At 59.6% G+C, this 19,309-nt stretch carries 15 protein-coding genes; 10 read left to right on the forward strand and 5 right to left on the reverse strand.

Annotated elements, in window-relative coordinates; all coding sequences use genetic code 11:
* Positions 1 to 15: 15 nt before the first annotated feature.
* Both rfbB and ABIB56_RS10420 read right to left on the reverse strand, forming a co-directional pair.
* Positions 16 to 999, reverse strand: coding sequence for a dTDP-glucose 4,6-dehydratase (gene rfbB / locus ABIB56_RS10415; protein ID WP_354569136.1), 984 nt, complete (start codon positions 997 to 999; stop codon positions 16 to 18).
* Between the two features lie 36 nt (positions 1,000 to 1,035).
* A complete protein-coding gene (locus ABIB56_RS10420) occupies positions 1,036 to 1,914 on the reverse strand; it encodes a glycosyltransferase family 2 protein (protein WP_354569137.1) in 879 nt (292 codons plus the stop codon).
* Between the two features lie 82 nt (positions 1,915 to 1,996).
* Here ABIB56_RS10420 and ABIB56_RS10425 point away from each other — a divergent pair, with 82 nt between their 5' ends.
* The 6 genes from ABIB56_RS10425 to ABIB56_RS10450 are packed head-to-tail and all read left to right on the forward strand — an operon-like array spanning position 1,997 to position 7,033.
* Entirely contained in the window at positions 1,997 to 2,833 is an 837-nt protein-coding gene (locus ABIB56_RS10425) for an ABC transporter permease (RefSeq protein ID WP_354569138.1), read from the forward strand.
* Entirely contained in the window at positions 2,830 to 3,573 is a 744-nt protein-coding gene (locus ABIB56_RS10430; protein ID WP_354569139.1) for an ABC transporter ATP-binding protein, read from the forward strand. Before ABIB56_RS10425 ends, ABIB56_RS10430 begins: the two co-directional genes overlap by 4 nt.
* 4 nt (positions 3,574 to 3,577) lie before the next feature.
* Complete coding sequence (locus ABIB56_RS10435) at positions 3,578 to 4,576, forward strand: glycosyltransferase family 2 protein (RefSeq protein WP_354569140.1); 999 nt, start codon at positions 3,578 to 3,580, stop codon at positions 4,574 to 4,576.
* Positions 4,577 to 4,586: 10 nt separating this feature from the next.
* Positions 4,587 to 5,195, forward strand: coding sequence for a dTDP-4-dehydrorhamnose 3,5-epimerase family protein (locus ABIB56_RS10440; protein WP_354569141.1), 609 nt, complete (start codon positions 4,587 to 4,589; stop codon positions 5,193 to 5,195).
* Positions 5,196 to 5,198: 3 nt separating this feature from the next.
* Positions 5,199 to 6,101, forward strand: coding sequence for a glucose-1-phosphate thymidylyltransferase RfbA (gene rfbA, locus ABIB56_RS10445; RefSeq protein WP_354569142.1), 903 nt, complete (start codon positions 5,199 to 5,201; stop codon positions 6,099 to 6,101).
* A 35-nt stretch (positions 6,102 to 6,136) separates the two neighbouring features.
* Positions 6,137 to 7,033 carry a class I SAM-dependent methyltransferase gene (locus ABIB56_RS10450; protein WP_354569143.1) on the forward strand — a complete coding sequence of 299 codons (897 nt, stop codon included), beginning with the start codon at positions 6,137 to 6,139 and terminating at the stop codon, positions 7,031 to 7,033.
* Between the two features lie 27 nt (positions 7,034 to 7,060).
* Here the strand turns inward: ABIB56_RS10450 and ABIB56_RS10455 are convergent, their stop codons facing one another.
* The 3 genes from ABIB56_RS10455 to ABIB56_RS10465 form a co-directional block, all read right to left on the reverse strand.
* Positions 7,061 to 8,197, reverse strand: a complete 1,137-nt coding sequence (locus tag ABIB56_RS10455) for an alginate O-acetyltransferase AlgX-related protein (RefSeq protein ID WP_354569144.1) — start codon at positions 8,195 to 8,197, stop codon at positions 7,061 to 7,063.
* Positions 8,198 to 8,268: 71 nt separating this feature from the next.
* On the reverse strand, positions 8,269 to 9,489 hold the full coding sequence (locus ABIB56_RS10460; RefSeq protein WP_354569145.1) for an acyltransferase family protein: 1,221 nt from the start codon (positions 9,487 to 9,489) through the stop codon (positions 8,269 to 8,271).
* Positions 9,486 to 11,399, reverse strand: a complete 1,914-nt coding sequence (locus tag ABIB56_RS10465; RefSeq protein WP_354569146.1) for a rhamnan synthesis F family protein — start codon at positions 11,397 to 11,399, stop codon at positions 9,486 to 9,488. The genes ABIB56_RS10460 and ABIB56_RS10465 overlap by 4 nt, the downstream gene beginning before the upstream one ends.
* Positions 11,400 to 11,613: 214 nt before the next feature.
* On the opposite strand from ABIB56_RS10465, the gene ABIB56_RS10470 reads away from it, so the two are divergent.
* The 4 genes from ABIB56_RS10470 (at position 11,614) to ABIB56_RS10485 (ending at position 19,291) form a co-directional block, all read left to right on the forward strand.
* Positions 11,614 to 12,675 (forward strand): NAD-dependent epimerase/dehydratase family protein, encoded by a 1,062-nt coding sequence (locus tag ABIB56_RS10470; RefSeq protein ID WP_354569147.1) that lies wholly within the window; start codon positions 11,614 to 11,616, stop codon positions 12,673 to 12,675.
* A gap of 177 nt (positions 12,676 to 12,852) precedes the next feature.
* Complete coding sequence (locus ABIB56_RS10475; protein WP_502917594.1) at positions 12,853 to 14,835, forward strand: DUF7657 domain-containing protein; 1,983 nt, start codon at positions 12,853 to 12,855, stop codon at positions 14,833 to 14,835.
* A gap of 255 nt (positions 14,836 to 15,090) precedes the next feature.
* Complete coding sequence (locus tag ABIB56_RS10480) at positions 15,091 to 16,635, forward strand: DUF2142 domain-containing protein (RefSeq protein ID WP_354569149.1); 1,545 nt, start codon at positions 15,091 to 15,093, stop codon at positions 16,633 to 16,635.
* Between the two features lie 241 nt (positions 16,636 to 16,876).
* Complete coding sequence (locus tag ABIB56_RS10485; RefSeq protein ID WP_354569150.1) at positions 16,877 to 19,291, forward strand: GH25 family lysozyme; 2,415 nt, start codon at positions 16,877 to 16,879, stop codon at positions 19,289 to 19,291.
* Positions 19,292 to 19,309 lie beyond the last annotated feature (18 nt).

Raw genomic sequence — 19,309 nt, forward strand, 5'->3', positions numbered from 1 at the left:
TAATCTAGCGAGGCGTCACAGCGCGGCGCGCTCTTTCAGCGGCTCCCACCATGCACGGTTGTCGCGGTACCACTGCACGACATCCGCAAGTCCCTGTTCGAAGGGCACCAGTGGTTCGTATCCGAGTTCTGCACGGATCTTGGAGATATCGACGCTGTATCGCAGGTCGTGACCTAGACGGTCTGCCACGCGATCGACGTACGACCAGTCCTTGCCTGTCGCATCGAGCAGCAATTGCGTCAGCTCTTTGTTAGTTAGCTCTGTGCCGCCCCCGATGTTGTAGATCTCGCCGGCCTTGCCATCGGTGAGCACCAGCGCGATTCCGCGGGTGTGGTCATCCACGTGCAGCCAGTCCCGAATGTTGTTGCCCTCGCCGTAAAGCGGAACGTGCTTGTCATCGATCAGGTTCGTCACAAAGAGTGGGATGACCTTCTCAGGGAAGTGGTAGGGACCGTAGTTGTTGGAGCAGCGGGTGATCGACGCATTGAGGCCATGGGTGCGGAAGTACGAGCGCACCAGCAGGTCGCTGCCGGCTTTGGACGCTGAGTAGGGGGAGTTGGGCTCGAGCGGTCGCTGCTCGTCCCACGATCCCTTGGCGATCGATCCGTAGACTTCATCAGTTGAGACATGCACGAAGCGCTTGAGGTCGGCGCGCAGCGCCGCGTCGAGCAGTCGTTGGGTGCCAAGGACATTCGTCTCGACGAAGATTCCGGAGTCTCGCACCGAGCGGTCCACATGCGACTCCGCGGCGAAGTGCACAACGGCGTCGACGTGCGGAAGTAGGGTGTCGAGCAGAGCGGAATCCCGGATGTCACCCTGCACGAACTCGTAGCGTGGGGAGTCGGCGATCGGCGCGAGGTTCTCGAGGTTGCCGGAGTAGGTGAGCGCGTCGAGCACGACGACCTCCGCCCCCTCGAGGCCAGGGTACGCGTCCTGGAGCGTTCGACGCACGAAGTTGGAGCCGATGAAACCGGCGCCGCCGGTGACGAGAATTTTCATGGGGAGTGTTGCCTCCTTGGCACAGTCTGGACAATTCTAATGATGGCCGGATCGACGTTTGGGAACAGCAGAGCGTATCGAGAGGCCCGCGCCGAGGACGACTCGAACCGGCCACAGCAGTGGGCCCGAATACTTGCGATTGAGGAATCGCCGTGCGCTCAAATGGTGCGCCTTGATCATCAGCGCAGAATTTTCGGTAGTGGAGTGTGCGCCGGAGTGTGTAACCACAGCGGCAGGCTCGTACAGATTTCGAAAGCCGGCCCTACCGAGCCGATAGCCGAGATCGACGTCTTCGAAGTACATGAAATAGCCGTCATCGAACCCGCCGAGTTGATCGAATGCCGTTCGTCTCACGAGCAGGCAGGCGCCGGACAACCAGCCGGCATCACGCCGCACGCCGGTGTTCGACGAGTCGCGTCGATAGGCACGCGTCCAGGGGTTGCCAATCCAGATATTCGCAAATAGCGCATGACCGATGCCGGTACGCAGTGACGGCACCGCACGAGCGGATGGATAGAGTTTACCATCGGTCATGATGGCTGGTCCGACCGCCCCGATCGCCGGATCGCTCTCTCCCGCGTTTACGAGAATGTCGATCGAGCCAGGATCGAGCGCCACGTCTGGGTTGCTAATCAGGATCCACTCGACGGTTTCGGGCAGGGTTCGCACAGCCCGATTCATCGCCCCTCCATAGCCGTAGTTGCGATCGAGAGGGAGGTAATTCACGGATGCAGCTGTGGTGATCGATTGCAACTCTGCGTCATCGGTGCGATTGTCAGCGACAACAACAGAGAGAGGGTGTGTGCTTGCCGACGGGATGGAGCGAAGAAAACTATCGAGGACATCCCCGGAACCGTAGCTCACCGTGATGACGGCGACGGCTGGCGTCGATGGGGTGTTCGGAGAGGGTGTCATCGGTAGGTAATCATACTTCTAGGCTAGATTGTTCCGAGATTCACGGCTCGATTCGTGAGCACCGCGAACCCGGCGAGGATGAATGAAATACCTGAATGAAGTGTGGGGTTCCCGCGAACTCCTCTTCAATCTCGTTTCCCGCGAGGTGCGGGGTAAGTACAAGCGCACGGTTTTCGGCCAACTCTGGTCGTTCGCCAATCCACTGGCATTGATGCTGGTGTACACGCTCGTATTCAGCTTCCTGATTAAGGTCAAGCCGCTGCCCGGTGATCCGAGCGGACTCAACATCTTCGCGCTCTGGTTGCTGTGCGCTCTTCTTCCGTGGACCTTTTTCGCCAGTGTTGTCAGCGCAGGATCGGGGTCCCTGGTAGATAACTCAAACCTGATTCAAAAGGTCTCGTTCAGTCGGGTTGTGCTGCCGTTGGCGACTGTCGGTTCAGCGCTCTATAACTGGGGTTTCGAGATGGCAGTGCTGCTTATCGCGATCTCCATCGTCGGCGGCTTCGTCCTGCCCTGGATACCTCTCGTCATCGTCGCAATGCTGCTGTTGGCGGCCTTCGCGGCCGGAGTCGGCCTTCTGCTGTCCATTTCCAATGTCTACTTTCGAGACACCCAATATCTTCTGAGCATCGTGCTCCAGTTTTGGATGTACCTCACGCCGATCATCTACCCGATCACTTTGGTCGAGAATGCGTCTAAAAACGTTGGACCGCTCGCTGGCACGCCCGTAACGATCATCGGCATCTATGACCTCAACCCGATGACGCATTTCGTGTCGCTCTTCCGTCAACTCATCTACGACAACCGGTGGCCCAACCCCGTCGAGTGGCTGATCTGCCTGATCTGGGCTCTCGCGGCTTTGGGGATCGGAATGCTGGTTTTCCGCAGAAACGAACGAAACCTGGCGGAAGCACTATGAACAACGTCGCAGTGAGTGTCGATCACGTCACGAAGAGTTTCCGGATGTACCACGAGCGAAACCAAAGTCTCAAGTCGGCCATCATGCGCGGCCGTACATCGGTGCACGAAGACTTTCTCGCCCTTGATGATGTGTCGTTCGACGTACCAGCCGGGTCGACCTTCGGGCTAATCGGAAGTAACGGATCCGGCAAGTCGACTCTGCTCAAGTGCCTCGCGAATATCTACTACCCGAACGAGGGATCGATTACTCATTTCGGCAAGATCGCCGCGATGCTTGAGGTCGGATCCGGCTTCCATGCAGAACTGTCCGGTCGCGAGAACGTGTTCCTCAACGCTTCGATCCTCGGCATGTCCAAAAAGGATGTCACCCGCAAGTTCGATGAGATCGTGGACTTCTCTGGGGTCGAGCAGTTCATCGACCAGCCCGTAAAGAACTACTCCTCGGGAATGTACGTGCGTCTCGGTTTCGCGATCGCTATCAACGTCGACCCGGACATTCTGGTGGTGGACGAGGTGCTCGCTGTGGGTGACCAGGACTTCCAAGAGAAATGCTTCCAGAAATTCAGAGACCTCAAAAAAGCGGGGAAGACTGTCATTCTGGTGAGTCATTCGATGGGATCCGTCCAGGCAATGTGTGACAACGTCGCTTGGCTTGACCACGGGCACCTTCGATCCGTTGGGGACGCGAAGCCGACCATCGATGCTTATCTCGACTCCCTCCGCACGGACTCGGAATAGTCGAGTGTCAGGCACGACGCTAGGGGTCTCGGTGGCGCTGTGCACGCGCAACGGTGAGGCATTCATTATCGACCAGATCCGGAGCATCCTTCAGCAATCGGTACTGCCCCGAGAGATAGTTCTGTCCGACGACGCCTCCACCGACTCGACCGTGGAGCGCGCGGTCGAGACGGTGGCCTCGCATGAGCGCTCAGTCGACCTGGTCGTCCTACGGAATCCAAAGCCATTGGGGGTCACGCTGAACTTCGAACAGGCAGTGCTCGAGTGCCGGTTCGAGTTGATCGCACTCTGCGATCAGGATGACGTCTGGTATCCGGACAAGCTCTCACGAATGACAGCACGATTCGAACATGACGAGCATCTCCAGCTTCTCTTCAGTGACGCACAACTCGTCGGTGTCACTGGTGAACCGCTGGGCGACTCTCTCTTCCACGCGATTGGCTTTACTGGTGCTGCGGTGCGAGCGGTCCACGAGGGAGAGGCATTCTCGGTGCTCTGCAAGCGGAACGTAGTCACGGGAGCCACGGTTCTCGTACGGCGCGACTTCGCTCGTGCGGTTGCGCCCTTCCCCGCAGGTTGGGTGCACGACGAGTGGATAGCCATGGCCGCTTCCATCGTGGGGCAACTCGATGTGCTCGATAAACCCCTTGTCGACTATCGCCAGCATGGCAACAATGAGATCGGCGCCAGCAGACTCTCAATTTTTGCGAGGTTCGCGCGAATAGCCGAAGCAGGCTTCGAACGCAATCGTCGCCTTCTCGACCGAGCAACGAACCTTGCCGCGCGGCTGCCGACCCTCCCGGGAGCCGTTTCGGCGAAGCAGGCTCACTCAGTAAAGCAGAAACTAGAGCACGAGCGAGTGAGAAGCGGCCTTTCTCTCCACCGCCTGGAAAGGATCACACCCGTTTTTCGCGAGATCACAACCGGCAGATACCACAGCTTCGGACGCGGACTCTTCGACGCGGTACGAGACCTGCTCCAGCCGCTTGGCGCCCCCCGGTAAGCTCGAGTCCGTGCAAATTCGTGAACTGTCAGTGCCGGACTCCTACGAGATCACCCCCCTCCAACGGGCGGATGACCGAGGGGTGTTCTTGGAGTGGTATCGCTTCGACCGTCTTTCCGAGGTCATCGGACATCCACTTACCCTTCGGCAGGCGAATAGCTCCGTCTCGAAGCGGGGGGTGGTGCGCGGCATCCACTTTGCCGACATCCCTCTTGGGCAGGCAAAATACGTGACTGCTTTGCACGGGGCAGTGCTTGACTTCGTCGTCGACATCCGGGTTGGGTCGCCGACCTTCGGGCAGTGGGACTCGGTGCGACTGGACGATGTGGACCGACGCGCCATCTACATTGCGGAGGGTTTAGGTCACGCGTTCGTTGCCCTCACCGGGGGGGCTACGGTGAGCTACCTCGTTTCCGACACCTACAACGCATCAAAAGAACACGGCATAAATCCCCTCGACGAGACCGTCGGTCTCGTATTCCCGCCAGAGGCTGGCGAGCTTCTTCTTTCGCCAAAAGACACTGAGGCGCCGTCCCTGGACGGGGCCGCGGCCAGCGGTCTGCTTCCGCATTGGAACGAAGTGAAGCGCCACTACGACACATTGAAGCGGGGGGCCTGACTCGTGCGTGGAATTATCCTGGCCGGTGGCTCGGGAACCCGTCTGTGGCCGATTACGCGCGGCATCTCGAAGCAGTTGATGCCGATCTATGACAAGCCGATGATCTATTACCCCCTTTCGACGCTCATGATGGCAGGCATCAGCGAGATCCTCATCATCACCACTCCCGAGTACAACGACCAGTTCATCGCGCTCCTCGGCGATGGCGGCGACCTCGGTATTCATCTCGAATATGCGGTGCAGGAGTCTCCAGATGGACTAGCCCAGGCGTTCATTATCGGCGAAGAGTTCATCGGCGACGAAAGCGTCGCTTTGGTGCTGGGAGACAATATTTTTCACGGGGCAGGCTTGGGCAATTCGCTGCGATTAAACGGCGAGCTATCGGGCGGTCTGATCTTCGCTTACCACGTTTCGAATCCCACCTCGTATGGAGTCGTCGAGTTCGATGACAAAATGATCGCGATTTCGATCGAGGAGAAGCCGACCAGGCCCAAGAGCAACTACGCGGTCCCCGGACTCTATTTCTACGACAACTCGGTGGTAGAAATAGCAAAGTCGATCGAACCGAGCGCCCGGGGCGAGCTGGAAATCTCCACGGTGAATGAACGGTATCTCGCGGCGGGAAAGCTGCAAGTGCAAGTACTTGATCGTGGGACGGCTTGGCTGGATACTGGGACTTTCGAGTCGATGATGCAGGCATCCGAGTATGTGCGAGTTATTGAAGACCGGCAGGGGTTCAAAATCGGGTGTATTGAAGAGATCGCCTGGCGCTCCGGTTGGATCGACACGGAGCAACTGCTCAAGCTCTCGGCGCCTCTCGTCAAGAGCGGCTATGGAGACTACCTGCGCCAAATCGTCGGCGACGAAGGTGCGGGTGGGACGATTGTTCACACTCCAAATCTCTGAGACGCTCTGTGCAGATGATGGGAAAGGGCCACGCGATGACATCTGATGACTCCACCTCGGTCGAGGCGGGATTTGGTTCAGCGTCATTTTGGGAGCCGCGGCATTTGGCGCCCTCCGCCTGGCGTGAGCACGCACCGTTCGGCTACTGGCTGATTAGTGCGACGCGGCCGCGCACGATCGTAGAGCTCGGCACCCACAATGGATTTTCCTTTTTCGTTTTCGCGGAAGCAGTCAAGCGCCTCGGGTTAGGCACGCGCCTGTTCGCCATTGATAGTTGGCAGGGAGACGACCAGGCCGGGTTCTATGGCGAGGATGTCTACCAGTCAGTAGTGCGAATCGCCAGCAAAGACTATGCCGACTCGACTGAGCTGATTCGGTCTTACTTCAGCGATGCCGTCTCGCGGTTTGAAGATGGATCCATCGACCTGCTTCACATCGATGGGCGGCACGGATACGAAGACGTGCGCGAAGACTTCGAAACCTATCGCCCCAAACTCTCCTCGAGGGCGGTCGTCGTTTTCCACGACACCCATGAATTTCAACCTACCTTCGGAGTACATAAATTCTGGGGCGAACTGTCCCTCACTGCTCCCTCCTTCGAGTTCCACCACGGCCACGGGCTCGGTGTACTCGCATTCGGCGCGGAGGTGCCGAGGGAGGTGCGAGAGTTCCTCGCGGCAGGTGCCGCCGATCCCGTCCGCATGCGTCGTGCCTATGAGGTCAGGGGCGCGGAAGTCAGCGCTCTATTCGCCCAAGGCGAACATCTGACCGAGTTGGAAAAGGAGAACGCGAACCTGAGGCACGAGCTTCTGTGGAGGGACGCAGCGCTCGGCCAATCACGGGCCGAGCTCGATCAGGTTCGTGCAAGCACGAGCTGGCGGTTAACCGCCCCGCTGAGATTCGTGGGCAGAAAGTTGCGCCGATCGAACTAATACGTCGCCAAGGTCACCGGGTTCGGGCTACGACGCTGGTACGAAATTCAAATGACGTTCGGTGATCTGCAGGATCACCACATCGGGGTGATACTCGCGGGCCAGAGCCGGGATGTCTGGTTGAGTGTCTGGTGTTGAATCGAGATTGTGTCGGACTTGCCAGGTCTGAGCGAAGGATTGCTGCAGCGGTATGGACAGTGCGTTCCCGTAGGAGTCACGCACAAATAGCGCGGTATGGTCGGTCTGGGAGCTCTCGGTACGGGTCTCGGCAGGAAGGGAGAGCAGGTCGGTCGGGGTGTCGCCACTCACGGTAGACATCGCACCGGTGTGGTCGGTCACGACGACGGGGCGAAGCGGGGTCGCATAGTCCGGCACCGTCCAGTTCGGCGCAGCATCGGCGATACCGTACGGCGCGAATTCGTTATGATCGGCGGTCACGGACACGCCGTCGATCGTCGGAGCGGAAAGACCCCCCGTCGCGGGCAAAGTCGCATCAATGCACGCCGCAATCGACTTCCATCCCACCCACGCGCCGTAGTCGGTCCAGTGGCTGTTGGTCTTGCTATAGGTCTGGTGCTCTTCGCTTGCTTTCCGCAAGGGATTTCGAAGGTCGACGATCGGCAGGTCAGGATACCCAGCCAGAAGCTGATCGAGCGGCCCGGACCCGCGAATCGCCTGTGCCCAATCCGGAAGCTTCTCCGGATAAACATCCCACTTGGCGGGAGTGATCACGATGACAAGAGGGATCTTCAGGGCGCTCAGGCTGTCCCGTAGAGCGGCAAAATGATCATGCCATCGAGTCGCCTCGGCAGTGGTGAGGTAACGCCGGCCGAGTGCCTGCGAGAAGTTCGCGGCTTGGACGTCCCCCCAGTCGTACCAGCCATCTTTCTCCGCGACATACGGCTGGGTGAGATCCGGCTGGTGGGCAGTCCACACCGCTTCGGCACGCGCTCGCGCATCCGGCGTGCCTAACCAGGGCTGCTGCGCCGGGGCCTTGATTGACCGATGGCACAGGGTGGGAAGCGCGGAGCTTTCTCCCGTCGACTTCGATACAGATGAGGAGACGGGGGCGGGTCGAGCAGCCTTCGCGGCGGCCGCGTCTTGACGGTGCGCGACGACGTTTCCCACGACCGCCGCGATGAGCGCAATCACAACGAGGACCACGAGCGGTACGTATCGCCAACGCCTCCAGTGGCGAGGGTCGAGCCTCTGCCGCGGCGGAAGTTCACGAAGACTCACGAGCGTCGCCCGTCAGCCGAGCCAGTGTCCTTCGCGGACCCGACCGGCATGAGAAACGATTGGATCCGGCTGCTCACGAGAGCGATGCGGTCGCGCGCTGGCGTGGCTCTCTGAAGCGCCCGGTCGACAAATCCGGGAGTCCAATCTTTCAGACCCATGGCCGGCTTTTCGATCAGATGCCAACTCAAATATGCAGCAATGTGCACGAGCACGATCACCACGAGGTGATAGACCAGCCACCCCCGGTTCTGCAATCCGAAGTAGGCGACGAAGGTCATGATGGGCCAAGCGAAAATATAGATACCGTACGAGAAGTCACCGAATCGTTCCCAGTTCTTCAGGATCGTGACCCGCGTTGCGAACCACATGAGGAAATAGTAGAGGGCGTACTGCCCGAAGACCAGGAAGCCGCCTTTGCCGTAGGTGAGCACCGCGAAGACCAGGCAGGCGAAAGCCACACGGCCATCCATGGGAATCTTCTCCGCATAGAGGGCGAAGAGTATGCCGACCGCAAACGGCGGCAGCAGTAGCAGAATGTAGATGTCCTGGAACAGCGGGAGGTATTTGCCGAGATCGCCGATTCGAAGCCATTGGAGGGTGGAGAGGGCGATCATGGACAAGGCGATGATGGCACCCACCTTGCGGTTGGCCAGCGCGCCGATTAGCCCGAGAACTCCAACGGCGATGTAGGCGCTGAATTCGTAGATAAGGGTCCAGGCCGAACCGTTCCAATCACGACTGCCGAGAAGCTGGAAGTACGGGAGTTGCTCACCCAAGCCCGCGATATTCCGCTGCCCGAGCGCGAGGAACATGTTGTTTGCGAAGTAGCTCAGCGGTGATTCGCTCGGAGCCGAAAAAAAAGTGGAGAGCGGGCCGACACGATGCAACCACGCGATCGGGGCCAGGACGAAGGCGGTTACGAGCAGCGCAACCCAGAACGCTGGAAAGATTCGAAGGATTCGACGCCAGAAGAAGCGCGGAAGTGTCGATCGCCCCATGCGGCTCTTCGTAATGAGAAATCCCGAAAAGAAGAAGAATCCGCCGACGGCGACGCCACCGAGCGACTGCTCATCGCTCCACTGGGTCCCGAGGTCGTGGCCGCCGTAGAAACCCCCGATCGGACCCGCATGGGAAAAGATGACGAGGAACGCCATCAGCCACCGGATAAAGCCGATGCTGTTCGCGCGCGGGTTGAAGGTGCTCGAAAGACTCTTCACGGGGTTGCCGCCTTGGCCTTTTTGGCCTCGCGGCGCGCGCGGCGACGGCGCCGCAGAGGCTTTGTCAGAAAAAGGAGCATCGTAGCAATTCGAAAGTGGTACCGGAGGAGAAGGTACGCGATCACGCTGCGCTGGCCACCATCCACCAGCTTCACCAATGGGCGCATCGCGTGTATCTGGTCGTAGGCGAAGCCGGAAAGCCCGGCACTCATCTGGTCGAGTTTGTATTCCAGAAAGGTATGACTGATCGCTGCATAGTCGGCATTCGCGACTGTCCTTGTGTGGAATCCGAGTTCTGCGGCGGCGTAAGCTACCAATCTCTCCTGTACGTGCGAGAGGGTGCCGTCTCCATACTTGCCCTCGGGAGCGTAATCCTCAAAGTCCCACTGGTGCCGTGTCATAGCGAGGAGGGCCTTCGGTCGAGCGATGAACATGCCGCCGTAGGGGGCGAGGGGCGACGACTCATCGAGCGCCACCTTGATGCCGAGTTTCTTCATCAAGGCTTTTGCTTTATCGAAGTTCGTGAACCAGGCATTGCCCATGGTTGGATAGCCGATGTGGATCATGGGGGGGTAGACCGCCCCGAGTCCGGGTTCCCGCTGGAACAGTTCGACCAGGTTCGCTGTGTATCCCGGACTGTAGAGCAGGTTGTCGAGCTGCTGCCGCTTGAAGAATGTGCCGGGCCCCGCTCCGTCCTGGGCCGAACGCTTCGAGTGGACCTTGACCACCAGGTCGTATTCCTCGCTGAGAAGCACGTCCCGGCAGGTGACGTAGAAGGCACTCTGATCGCGACCCCGGTTCGATGGCACGATCCGAATTTCCGATTTTTCCAGGTTCAGGTCTGTGCGCCTCTCGATGACCGAGCGAATCACTTCGGCCTTAGCTTCGTCGCTCGTCGTCACGACAAGATCGAATTGGGAGGGGAGTGTCGAAAGTCGATCGAGCAATTCGTCGGTCATATCTTCGTAATAAATGTGAACGATCGCCACAGTGCGGAGCGGCGATCGACCGTCGTAGCGCACTGCATCCGAGGGCAGGATCTCCATCATCGAAGCGTTGGTGTAGAGAATCTTCGCGGTAGCGCTGCGAGTCATGCTCTGCCAGATGAAACGTTCCGGATATCCCTGGGATGTCGCCGACTGCACAAGCCACCGTCCGATTATTGCTTCTCGGTCGAGGTACAGAGGGTCGTGAAAAAATGGTCGTCGCTTGACTACGGGACATCCGTCGTCGAGAAGGGTAATGGCGTTCTCGAAGGCCGGGTGCATGCTCGGCGCATAGTTCTCGTGGGGAAAAGCGACAGCGTAGCTGTGCCCCAGCCGTTCGAAATGCTCAGTGAATCGGGATTCGTGCAAGAGGATCGACTCGCGATAGGACTTAATTCGGGGCATTTCGCCCCAATAGCGCTTCCATTCTTCGGTGAGAAACACCGAACTGCGCACCGCGATCCAATGCGACTGGATGTGCGAGGGCATCACGCCCTTGAAAGTGACGGGATTGGGGTCCGTGGGGCCGTGGTCAGTGATCCCCCAAAAGCCGACATGGAGGGCATTCATGCGATCGAAGAGCGGCTCGAACGGCCGAACAGGACCGAACCAGGTGTAATTCATGAGAATGAGTTCGTCGAACTCGGCCAACCGGGCTTCGCCGAATCGTTCAAGCGCCATGGCGTAGCCGCCCACGTCGAAACCGACGTTCTTGCGCTCCCAGAGCTCGTCGACAAAGGGCTCGAGCGCGGCACGCCCAGTGTCCGAAATCACTCCGTTGAAGATGACGACGATGCAATCCGCGAATGGCCTGAGACGCTCGAGCTTGTACGGAATGTAGTCATCGACGTTTCCGCGCGCATCGTAGATGAGGTAGAAAATGACGCGACGCCCGCTCGGCGGGAAGGTAGATTCGATCGTCATAAGGAGGTGCGTGGTGCTTCCGGTGAGTGCGGACCATGAGAAGAGGAATCGTCCCGGTCATCACGGGTGTGAACCGTCTAAGTGTACGGGACTAGATGGGAGACAGGCCGATTGGCCACTTCTACAGACTCGAACGCCGTGTTTCCTGATCGTCGGGCTAGTACGGTGGCAGGATGGCGCGACCCGCTTCGCAGACGCAGAGGAGAAATAATCGATGGCAACAGGTGACACAGTGCTCGTGACAGGTGGGGCGGGATTCATCGGGTGCGCTCTTGCCGAGCGGCTTGCCCCGACCGCCGATCGTTGGGTCGTCCTCGACAATCTGCATCCACAGGTGCATGCAAGTGGTCAGCGGCCGGATGCGCTTCACCAGAGCAGCGAACTGGTGGTTGGAGACGTCACAGACCCCCAGACGTGGGATGACCTGCTGTGCGACTTCCGCCCAGACATCGTTGTTCACCTCGCAGCCGAAACGGGAACCGCGCAGTCCCTGAGTGAGGCGACCCGACACGCCCAGGTCAACGTCGTCGGCACCACCGAAATGCTTGATGCCTTTGGTCGCCACGATCATGTTCCGGGTCATATGGTCCTGAGCAGCAGTCGAGCGGTGTATGGGGAAGGGGCCTGGCAAAAATCGGATGGCACGTTGTTCTTCCCGGGCCAGCGTTCACACGCCCAGCTTGCCGAGGGGCAATGGGACTTCCCAGATGCCGCATCGCTGCCGTCATCATCGATCGGGACCCTGCTCGCCCCGACGAGCATCTATGGTGCGACGAAGGTCGCCCAAGAGCACATCCTGACGGCATGGGCAGGTGCCCACGACGCGGCCTTGACGGTCCTCAGATTGCAAAATGTCTACGGACCGGGCCAGTCCCTGACCAACAGCTACACCGGAATTGTCTCCCTGTTCTCACAGCTTGCGAGGGCCGGCAAGTCGATTCCGCTCTATGAAGACGGTTCGATTGTTCGGGACTTCGTTCTCATCGACGATGTCGCCGACGCTTTCGTCGCGGTGCTTCAGCGCGGGCCAGCAGGCCGTTCCGAACCGTACGATATAGGTACGGGGCTTGCGACCACGATCGCGGAGCTGGCCAGGTCGATCGCAGCCTTCCACTCGGCGCCAGAGCCCCACATCACCGGTCAGTTCCGAGACGGCGATGTCCGGGCGGCATCCTGCAACATCGCGCCGACGCTCGCGGAGCTCTCCTGGAAGCCCCGTTTTGCACTAGACGAAGGCATTGCCCGTCTTCAAGAATGGATCGAGAGCCAGGTCTGACGCACAACGCGGGGGCGATGCGGATCATCTGTCGACCTGGGTGAACATTCGGTACTTAACTCTGAAAGCGCAGAAGGACATCTCTTGATGACACAGAACGACGCGGTCGATTGCCCCCAGGGCGGCTTCCGGAGTGGATTCAACCGGGTGAAGTGGGCGCGATCACGCGATCGCTGGATGCAGCCGACACCGTCGGATCTTCCTAACAGCCGGATTTTGTTCGCTTTTCCGCTACTCCTCCTGGTTGTTCTGGCAGTCCTTGTGGGTGCCGGGATCACCGGATCTTCTTCCGGAATACTCAACCAATTCTTTGAGAACGGCCCCGACCATCGGCTGATCGCCGGGTCGGCGAAAGCGGTTCGCAGCGACGAGTGGCTCGTGCAAACACCCCTTGTCATCTCCCAGATGGAGCAAGGCTTGCCCCGGTTCAACCAGAATCTTCCCGGGGGCACCGATTCAACTGTTCAGAGTGACTTGCCGTCTCGCGATTGGTCGATGATTTTTCGCCCCCACCTCGCAGGATTCCTGTTGCTCTCGGAGAACTCAGCGATGTCACTTCGGTGGTCGTTGCCGGGGTTCGCGCTGATGGCAGCCTGCTATGCATTTTTTCTCACTGTCCGCCCGAGGAATCCTGTTTCCGCCGCCGTCGTGTCAGTGGGCTTCTTTTTCGCACCTTTTTTCCAATGGTGGTATCTCCCTGTCACTTTTTGGCCCGCAGCATGGTGCTTCGTCGTCATGACCGCCGCGATCTGGGTATTACGGTCGCCCCATCGCGGGTCCAGAATAATCTGGTCGGTCCTGGCCGGGTACCTGACAGTGACCGTGGCAATCGGCGTCTACGTACCCTTCATGATTCCGGCACTTCTAATGTCGGTCGCGTTCGTCGTCGGATTCGTCCTTACCAGGTCCAGTGCCGAGATCCGTGGTTTTGCCGCCCGGATCCGGGCGCTGATCCCCCTGCTCGTCGGTGGAGTTGCAGCGACCGGCGTGGTGGCGATCTGGGCAGTCACCCGACTGTCAACCATCGAGAGATTCTCCGCCACTGTGTACCCCGGCCAGCGGCTTTCCGAAACCGGTGCGATCAGTAAGGACGGAATTTTGAGCCTGTGGGCTGGTCCGATCTCCCGCTATGTGGGGGCTATCGACAAGCCTCTCGACCTGAACGCGTCGGAGGCATCCAGTTTTATCTTCGTTGGCCTGTTCCTGTTCATTCCTCTGCTCTGGAACACCGGGAAGAAATGGCGGAAAGATAAAGCGTTGGACTGGTTGGTGGTGGTACTTTTTGCCTTTCTCGTCCTTGTCGTGGCCTACCTGGTGCTGCCCGGATGGGATGCAATCGCCCACCTTTTTCTCCTCGACAGGTCGCCCGCGGCCAGAATCCGCTTGGGGCTCGGGCTGCTCAGCGTTGTGATGATTCCGGTCTATGCCACGCGTTATGAAGAAATGGCGCAGACGATGGGAGTGAAGCAGCGCCGAATAGTTGTCGGAATAGCGGTCGCGGTCGCGATTGCGACACAGGCCGTACTCGTGGGTGTCCTGGTTCACCGAGGATCGAACCTTGTGGGCACCTGGCCCTGGGTGCCCGGGGTCGCGGTATTCGTTGTTGCCGTCTACCTTTTCGCCCGCCGATCGACTCTGCTCGGTGCCGTCGCGTTGCTCGGGGTGTCTATTTTTGCCGCGGGTGGCGTTAATCCCCTCTACGTCGGAGCCTACGATTTGAACAAAACTTCACTGGTGCGGCACATGAAGGCGCTTCCTCGCGCCTCGAGCGCCGCCTGGATCGGTGTTGGCGGCACCTACCTTCCCAATGTGGTTCTTGAACAATCCGGACTGCACTCCTATAACGGGTTTCAAAGTGCGCCGTCACCCGAAATGTGGAAACGGGTTGATCCTGCATCCAAGTACGGGCAGGTGTGGAATCGACTCGCGAGCGTGAGTTGGTACGGGGGCGCCGGAGCACCCAGGCCGGTGAACCCCCAAGCTGATGCGATTCTGGTCAACTTCGATTCCTGTGCTGCTTTCGCACAGCGATACATCACTTACGTCCTCAGTGATGTCTCGATACGACAAAGCTGTCTCTTGCTGGTTGAGACAGTGCATCAGGGGCCCTCTACGTTCTCGATTTATCGCGTGTCGCACAGTGCACAATCGGGTGGTTAGCGACGGGGTTCGGCTCACCAGCTCTTCGTTTCCGTCTGCCACGCGGGCGCTTGCTAAGGTTGACACTCGTCTAGCCCCCTCCAGAGCCCACGAGCCGAAACAACGGCCGCTTCATGGAAAATGGCTTTCACCGTGGCGAATACGTGCCAACACGGCCGGTCCGTCACACTGTTCCGTTGCCAGATCTAGCTGGAGGTCGTGTCGCTAGTGCGAAACCTAATCGTGAGGCTCTCTGGTTCGGGAAAGGCAACCTTCTTGATTGCCTGGCTGGCGCTGTCGCTGGCTTCTCTCGCTTGGGCGGCGTCCACCCCGTTGGCGGGAAGCCCCGACGAACCTGCCCACATCATCAAGGCTGCTTCTGTCGTGCGCGGCGAATTTCTCGGGGCGCGAGCTAACGAACCCTACTATCGCAGCGTCGAAGTGCCGATCGGCTTGTCCGAGGCTTCGAGCTGGCCGTGCTTCATGATGAATTCCTCTGTCAGTGCTGCCTGCGCACCGCCCACCAAGTCGGGACTCGAACTACGCTCGGCGTTGACATCGGCCGGCTTGTATAACCCGGTCTATTACGTCTTGATCGGTTGGCCTAGCCTGTTCGTCCCCGATGCCCAGCTGGCAGTGTTGGCGATGCGGGCGCTCAGCGCGATCTTGAGCAGTTTCTTCCTCGCCTTCGTTTTCGTACTTCTGCTGCGCATGGCACCTCGCCTCATCGCCGGGATCGCATTCTTCGCCGCTCTTACGCCAATGGTGCTATTTCTCAACGGCTCGGTAAGCCCGAACTCATTGGAAATTGCGGCAGGGGCCGCTCTCGCGGTTGGGCTGTTGTACTTTTCACTGCGCTTCGTAAGCCTCAACCGGAATGCCATTCTCCTCGTCACCACCGCGGCCGGAATTCTGCTCGCGAACGCGCGCGGGCTCTCGCTCCTGTGGCTTGCGCTCATCGGGATCGCCGTGCTCGTGTTCGTTCCCTGGAATAACACTCTCGAAATCCTCAAAGAATGGCGCGTGAGGTTCGCTTTCGGCGCGATGGCAGCGGGGGCGGTTTTCGCGGCAGTCTGGGTTATTACGACGGGGACGCTCGGCTCGCTTGGAGTGTATCCCGGAGCAGGAACAAATCCCTTGCGTGCTCTTGCCACCATGATGCTCGATAGATCCGCCGATCCCGGATTCGTCGGGTATTTCGGCTGGCTCGATACCCCGGCCCCCAACTTCACTTACTTCGCCTGGTGCGCTCTCTTCGGCTTGGTGATCGTGGGTGCTCTTTCAACGGCGCGCGGTAGGCCCCTCGTCGCGGCGTTTCTTGCTTTCGCTTCGGTGAGCATAGTTCCAGCCGTCGTCCAGGCTGCGTCCGTGCAGAGGTCCGGCTACATCTGGCAAGGACGCTACACCTTGATCGCCATTGTCTGTGCGCTGCTCATCGCCGCAGTTGCAAGCGGTGCAACCGGTGTTTTCGAAAAGATTCCCCCGCGAGTCACGTCTCGGATCATGACAATCGTCGCCATACTTGTCACCGTCGGGCAGCTCTACGCGATGGATACAGCGATCCGGAGGTATGCGTTACCGGGCTCGGATACCCTCTTCATGTTCAGAACCTTGCTGTGGTCTCCGCCGGGCGGAGTGGTTATCTGGCTGGTCCTTATGGGCGTGTCGATGGCTATGCTCATCATCCTGTGGTTTGGCACTTATTCGGCCTTTGGGCGCACTCCGGCCTCCGCCATTGGAATGGGGACGGTCGACCCGGTACGGCCGAGTCTGGCATCTACTTCCAGTGAGAAATCAACGAATTCGGACTTCCATAGGTAGGGTTGACAAACTGGCGGCTGCATAGCCGCCTGCGGAGGTTTAAGCCAAGGGGGCTATGGTGCGAACGCGAACGCGATCCGGGGCGGTTGTGTGCATCTGCGTTGCGCTCACGATGAGTCTGGTGTCCTTGACCGGTGGTGCGATGACCGCGGCTGCTGCGTCGGCTCCTTCGGGGGTTGCCGCCCCTAGTCCAAGCCAGAAATCGAGCGCGGATCCCGCGGCTGAGCCGAGCATTGGGGTCATGAACGAGGCGCAAAACCACACCATGGGCTCGACTATCCCGGACAACGAGCCAGGTTTCTCGTCGCCGCTCGAGAGCAAGGCCCTGGTCGCTCCGAATTCGGTCGCCCCTGCGGTGCCGGGTGTTCCGGGAATGGACGTGAGCGGATGGCAAACGAACGTCGATTGGAATGCGGCATGGGCGAACGGGGGTCGATTCGCCTACGTGAAGGCAACGGAGAATCTCAACTATCGCAGCAGCCAGTTCGCACAGCAGTACAACGGGTCGTTCGCCGTCGGAATGATCAGGGGCGCCTATCATTTCGCCATTCCGAACGTGTCGACCGGCGCCGCGCAGGCAGAATTTTTCGTGGCGAACGGCGGGGGATGGCGGCAGGATGGCCGAACCCTTCCTCCCCTGCTCGACATCGAATACGACCCCTACACCGCTAAGGATGGAACCAACACCTGTTACGGTTTCACACCAAGTCAGATGGTCTCCTGGATCGCCGATTTCTCCGCCACAGTGAAGGCGCGGTCGGGGGTCCTGCCGGCGATCTACACCACCACCGGATGGTGGTCGCTGTGCACCGGCAACAGCCCAGCATTCCCCAATAACCCTCTCTTCATTGCCCGCTATCCAGCGAACATTCAGAGCGGCCCGGGAACTCTTCCTGCGGGGTGGAGCACGCATGCGTTCTGGCAATTCGCGAGTTCTGGAGTATTTCCCGGGGACCAGGACGTCTCAAATGGTAGCTACGCATCTCTTCAGGCGCTTGCTACGGCAGGAGTCGCGATGGCGGCACCTATTGCGGGCGGTGCCGACTTTAACGGCGACGGCAAGCCGGACCTCGTGGCACGCCAGCCAGACGGATCTCTCTGGTTCTATTCGGGTACTGGCCCGCAGGCGAGCGGAGCGACCTATAACGCAGGCATCAAAATCGACACTGGCTGGGCAGGGTATAACGAAATCGTGTCTGCCGGGGATCTGGATGGTGATGGTCACGCCGATATCCTGGCTCGACGACCAGACGGGCAACTCTACCTCTACTCTGGCACCGGGCATGGGGGCGCCGGAACGGCGATGTTCGGCGCAGCTGTTCGTATTGGAATCGGGTGGGATATCTTCACCCAGATCATTGCGCCGGGAGACGTGAATGGCGACCATAAAGCTGACCTTCTCGCTCGCAAGTCCGACGGGACGCTCTGGCTATATGCCGGAACGGGAACGTCGGGCCCGAGTGGTAGCGGACTCATGCCGGGCATGCTGGTCGGGCCTGGATGGAACATCTTCACTCAGGTTGCGGCTCCGGGTGACCTCGACCGAGACGGTCGCAATGACCTGCTAGGAATGAGGAGCGATGGTTCCATCTGGTTCTACGCGGGCACAGGATCCGGATTCTCGGCTGGAGTCCGGGTGAACGCACCGGGTATCACGGCCTCGGATCTGCTCATCGCTGCCGGGGACGCCAACGGTGACGGCTACCCGGACATGGTGGTCCGGTCGATCGGTGGCCTCCTGAAGCTGCTCCCCGGTTCGACAGCGCCGAAGGCGGCATATAACCCCGGTCAGGTTGTCGGTTCGGGGTGGAACGTTTTTCGCGCTGTTATTGGCGCTGGGGACATCAACGGCGACAAAAAACCCGACCTGATTGGCGTCGGAACGGACGGATCTCTGGTCTTCTACCAAGGAAACGGATCCGCTGGAGGAGTGAATCTGAGCTATCGGCCAGGCCTGAGGATCGGGTCCGGATGGCAGGCGTTCACCGCGGTCATCGACGCGGGCGATTTTGATGGAAACGGCACTCGTGACCTCATCGGCATCCGGAATGATGACACGATGTGGTTCTATGAGGGTACTGGAGTGATCTCCCCATCCGGAACGGGAGCCTACAAACCAGGGGTCCAGATCGGCGCAAGCGAATGGGCGGGCATGCGCTCGCTGATCGCGGGCGACTTCACACTCGATGGGCGAGCTGATGTGTTGGCAACGCGGATTGACGGCTCTCTCTCTCTGGGCGGAGGTGTGCGCCGCACCGTCGCCGACTCACCGTGGTTTGCACCACAGGTCAGCATTGCTTCGAGCGCGTGGGGTGCTCAGAGCACGCTCGTGAGTGCGGGAGACGCGAACTCTGACGGTGTCACCGATTACGTTGCCCGGCGGCCCGACGGGTCCCTGTTCTTTTACCAGGGCACCGCTGCAATGACCGCCTCATCCAGTGGATCCATGCCGGGAGTCCAGACAGGGTCAGGATGGAACGTCTTCCAGACCGTGACCGCAACGGGAGATGACTCTATAGGAAGAACTGGCGACCTGATTGCCGTGACCCCGGCCGGTGCTCTGCTGTATTACGCGTCCACTGGCAACGCGGGTCGATTGGGCACAGCGTATTCGGCTTCCACCATCGCCGGCTCCGGGTGGAATATCTTCGGCTAGCGTGCAACCTCGGACTAA

It is taken from the genome of Glaciihabitans sp. UYNi722 (genome assembly GCF_040549465.1).
GTDB lineage: Bacteria > Actinomycetota > Actinomycetes > Actinomycetales > Microbacteriaceae > Lacisediminihabitans.

Bases quoted from the DNA above. Each gene is read 5' to 3' on its own strand.
- rfbB (WP_354569136.1), bottom strand. From the start codon at position 999: ATGAAAATTCTCGTCACCGGCGGCGCCGGTTTCATCGGCTCCAACTTC.
- ABIB56_RS10420 (WP_354569137.1), bottom strand. From the start codon at position 1,914: ATGACACCCTCTCCGAACACCCCATCGACGCCAGCCGTCGCCGTCATC.
- ABIB56_RS10425 (WP_354569138.1), top strand. From the start codon at position 1,997: ATGAAATACCTGAATGAAGTGTGGGGTTCCCGCGAACTCCTCTTCAAT.
- ABIB56_RS10430 (WP_354569139.1), top strand. From the start codon at position 2,830: ATGAACAACGTCGCAGTGAGTGTCGATCACGTCACGAAGAGTTTCCGG.
- ABIB56_RS10450 (WP_354569143.1), top strand. From the start codon at position 6,137: ATGACATCTGATGACTCCACCTCGGTCGAGGCGGGATTTGGTTCAGCG.
- ABIB56_RS10465 (WP_354569146.1), bottom strand. From the start codon at position 11,399: ATGACGATCGAATCTACCTTCCCGCCGAGCGGGCGTCGCGTCATTTTC.
- ABIB56_RS10470 (WP_354569147.1), top strand. From the start codon at position 11,614: ATGGCAACAGGTGACACAGTGCTCGTGACAGGTGGGGCGGGATTCATC.
- ABIB56_RS10475 (WP_502917594.1), top strand. From the start codon at position 12,853: ATGCAGCCGACACCGTCGGATCTTCCTAACAGCCGGATTTTGTTCGCT.
- ABIB56_RS10485 (WP_354569150.1), top strand. From the start codon at position 16,877: ATGAACGAGGCGCAAAACCACACCATGGGCTCGACTATCCCGGACAAC.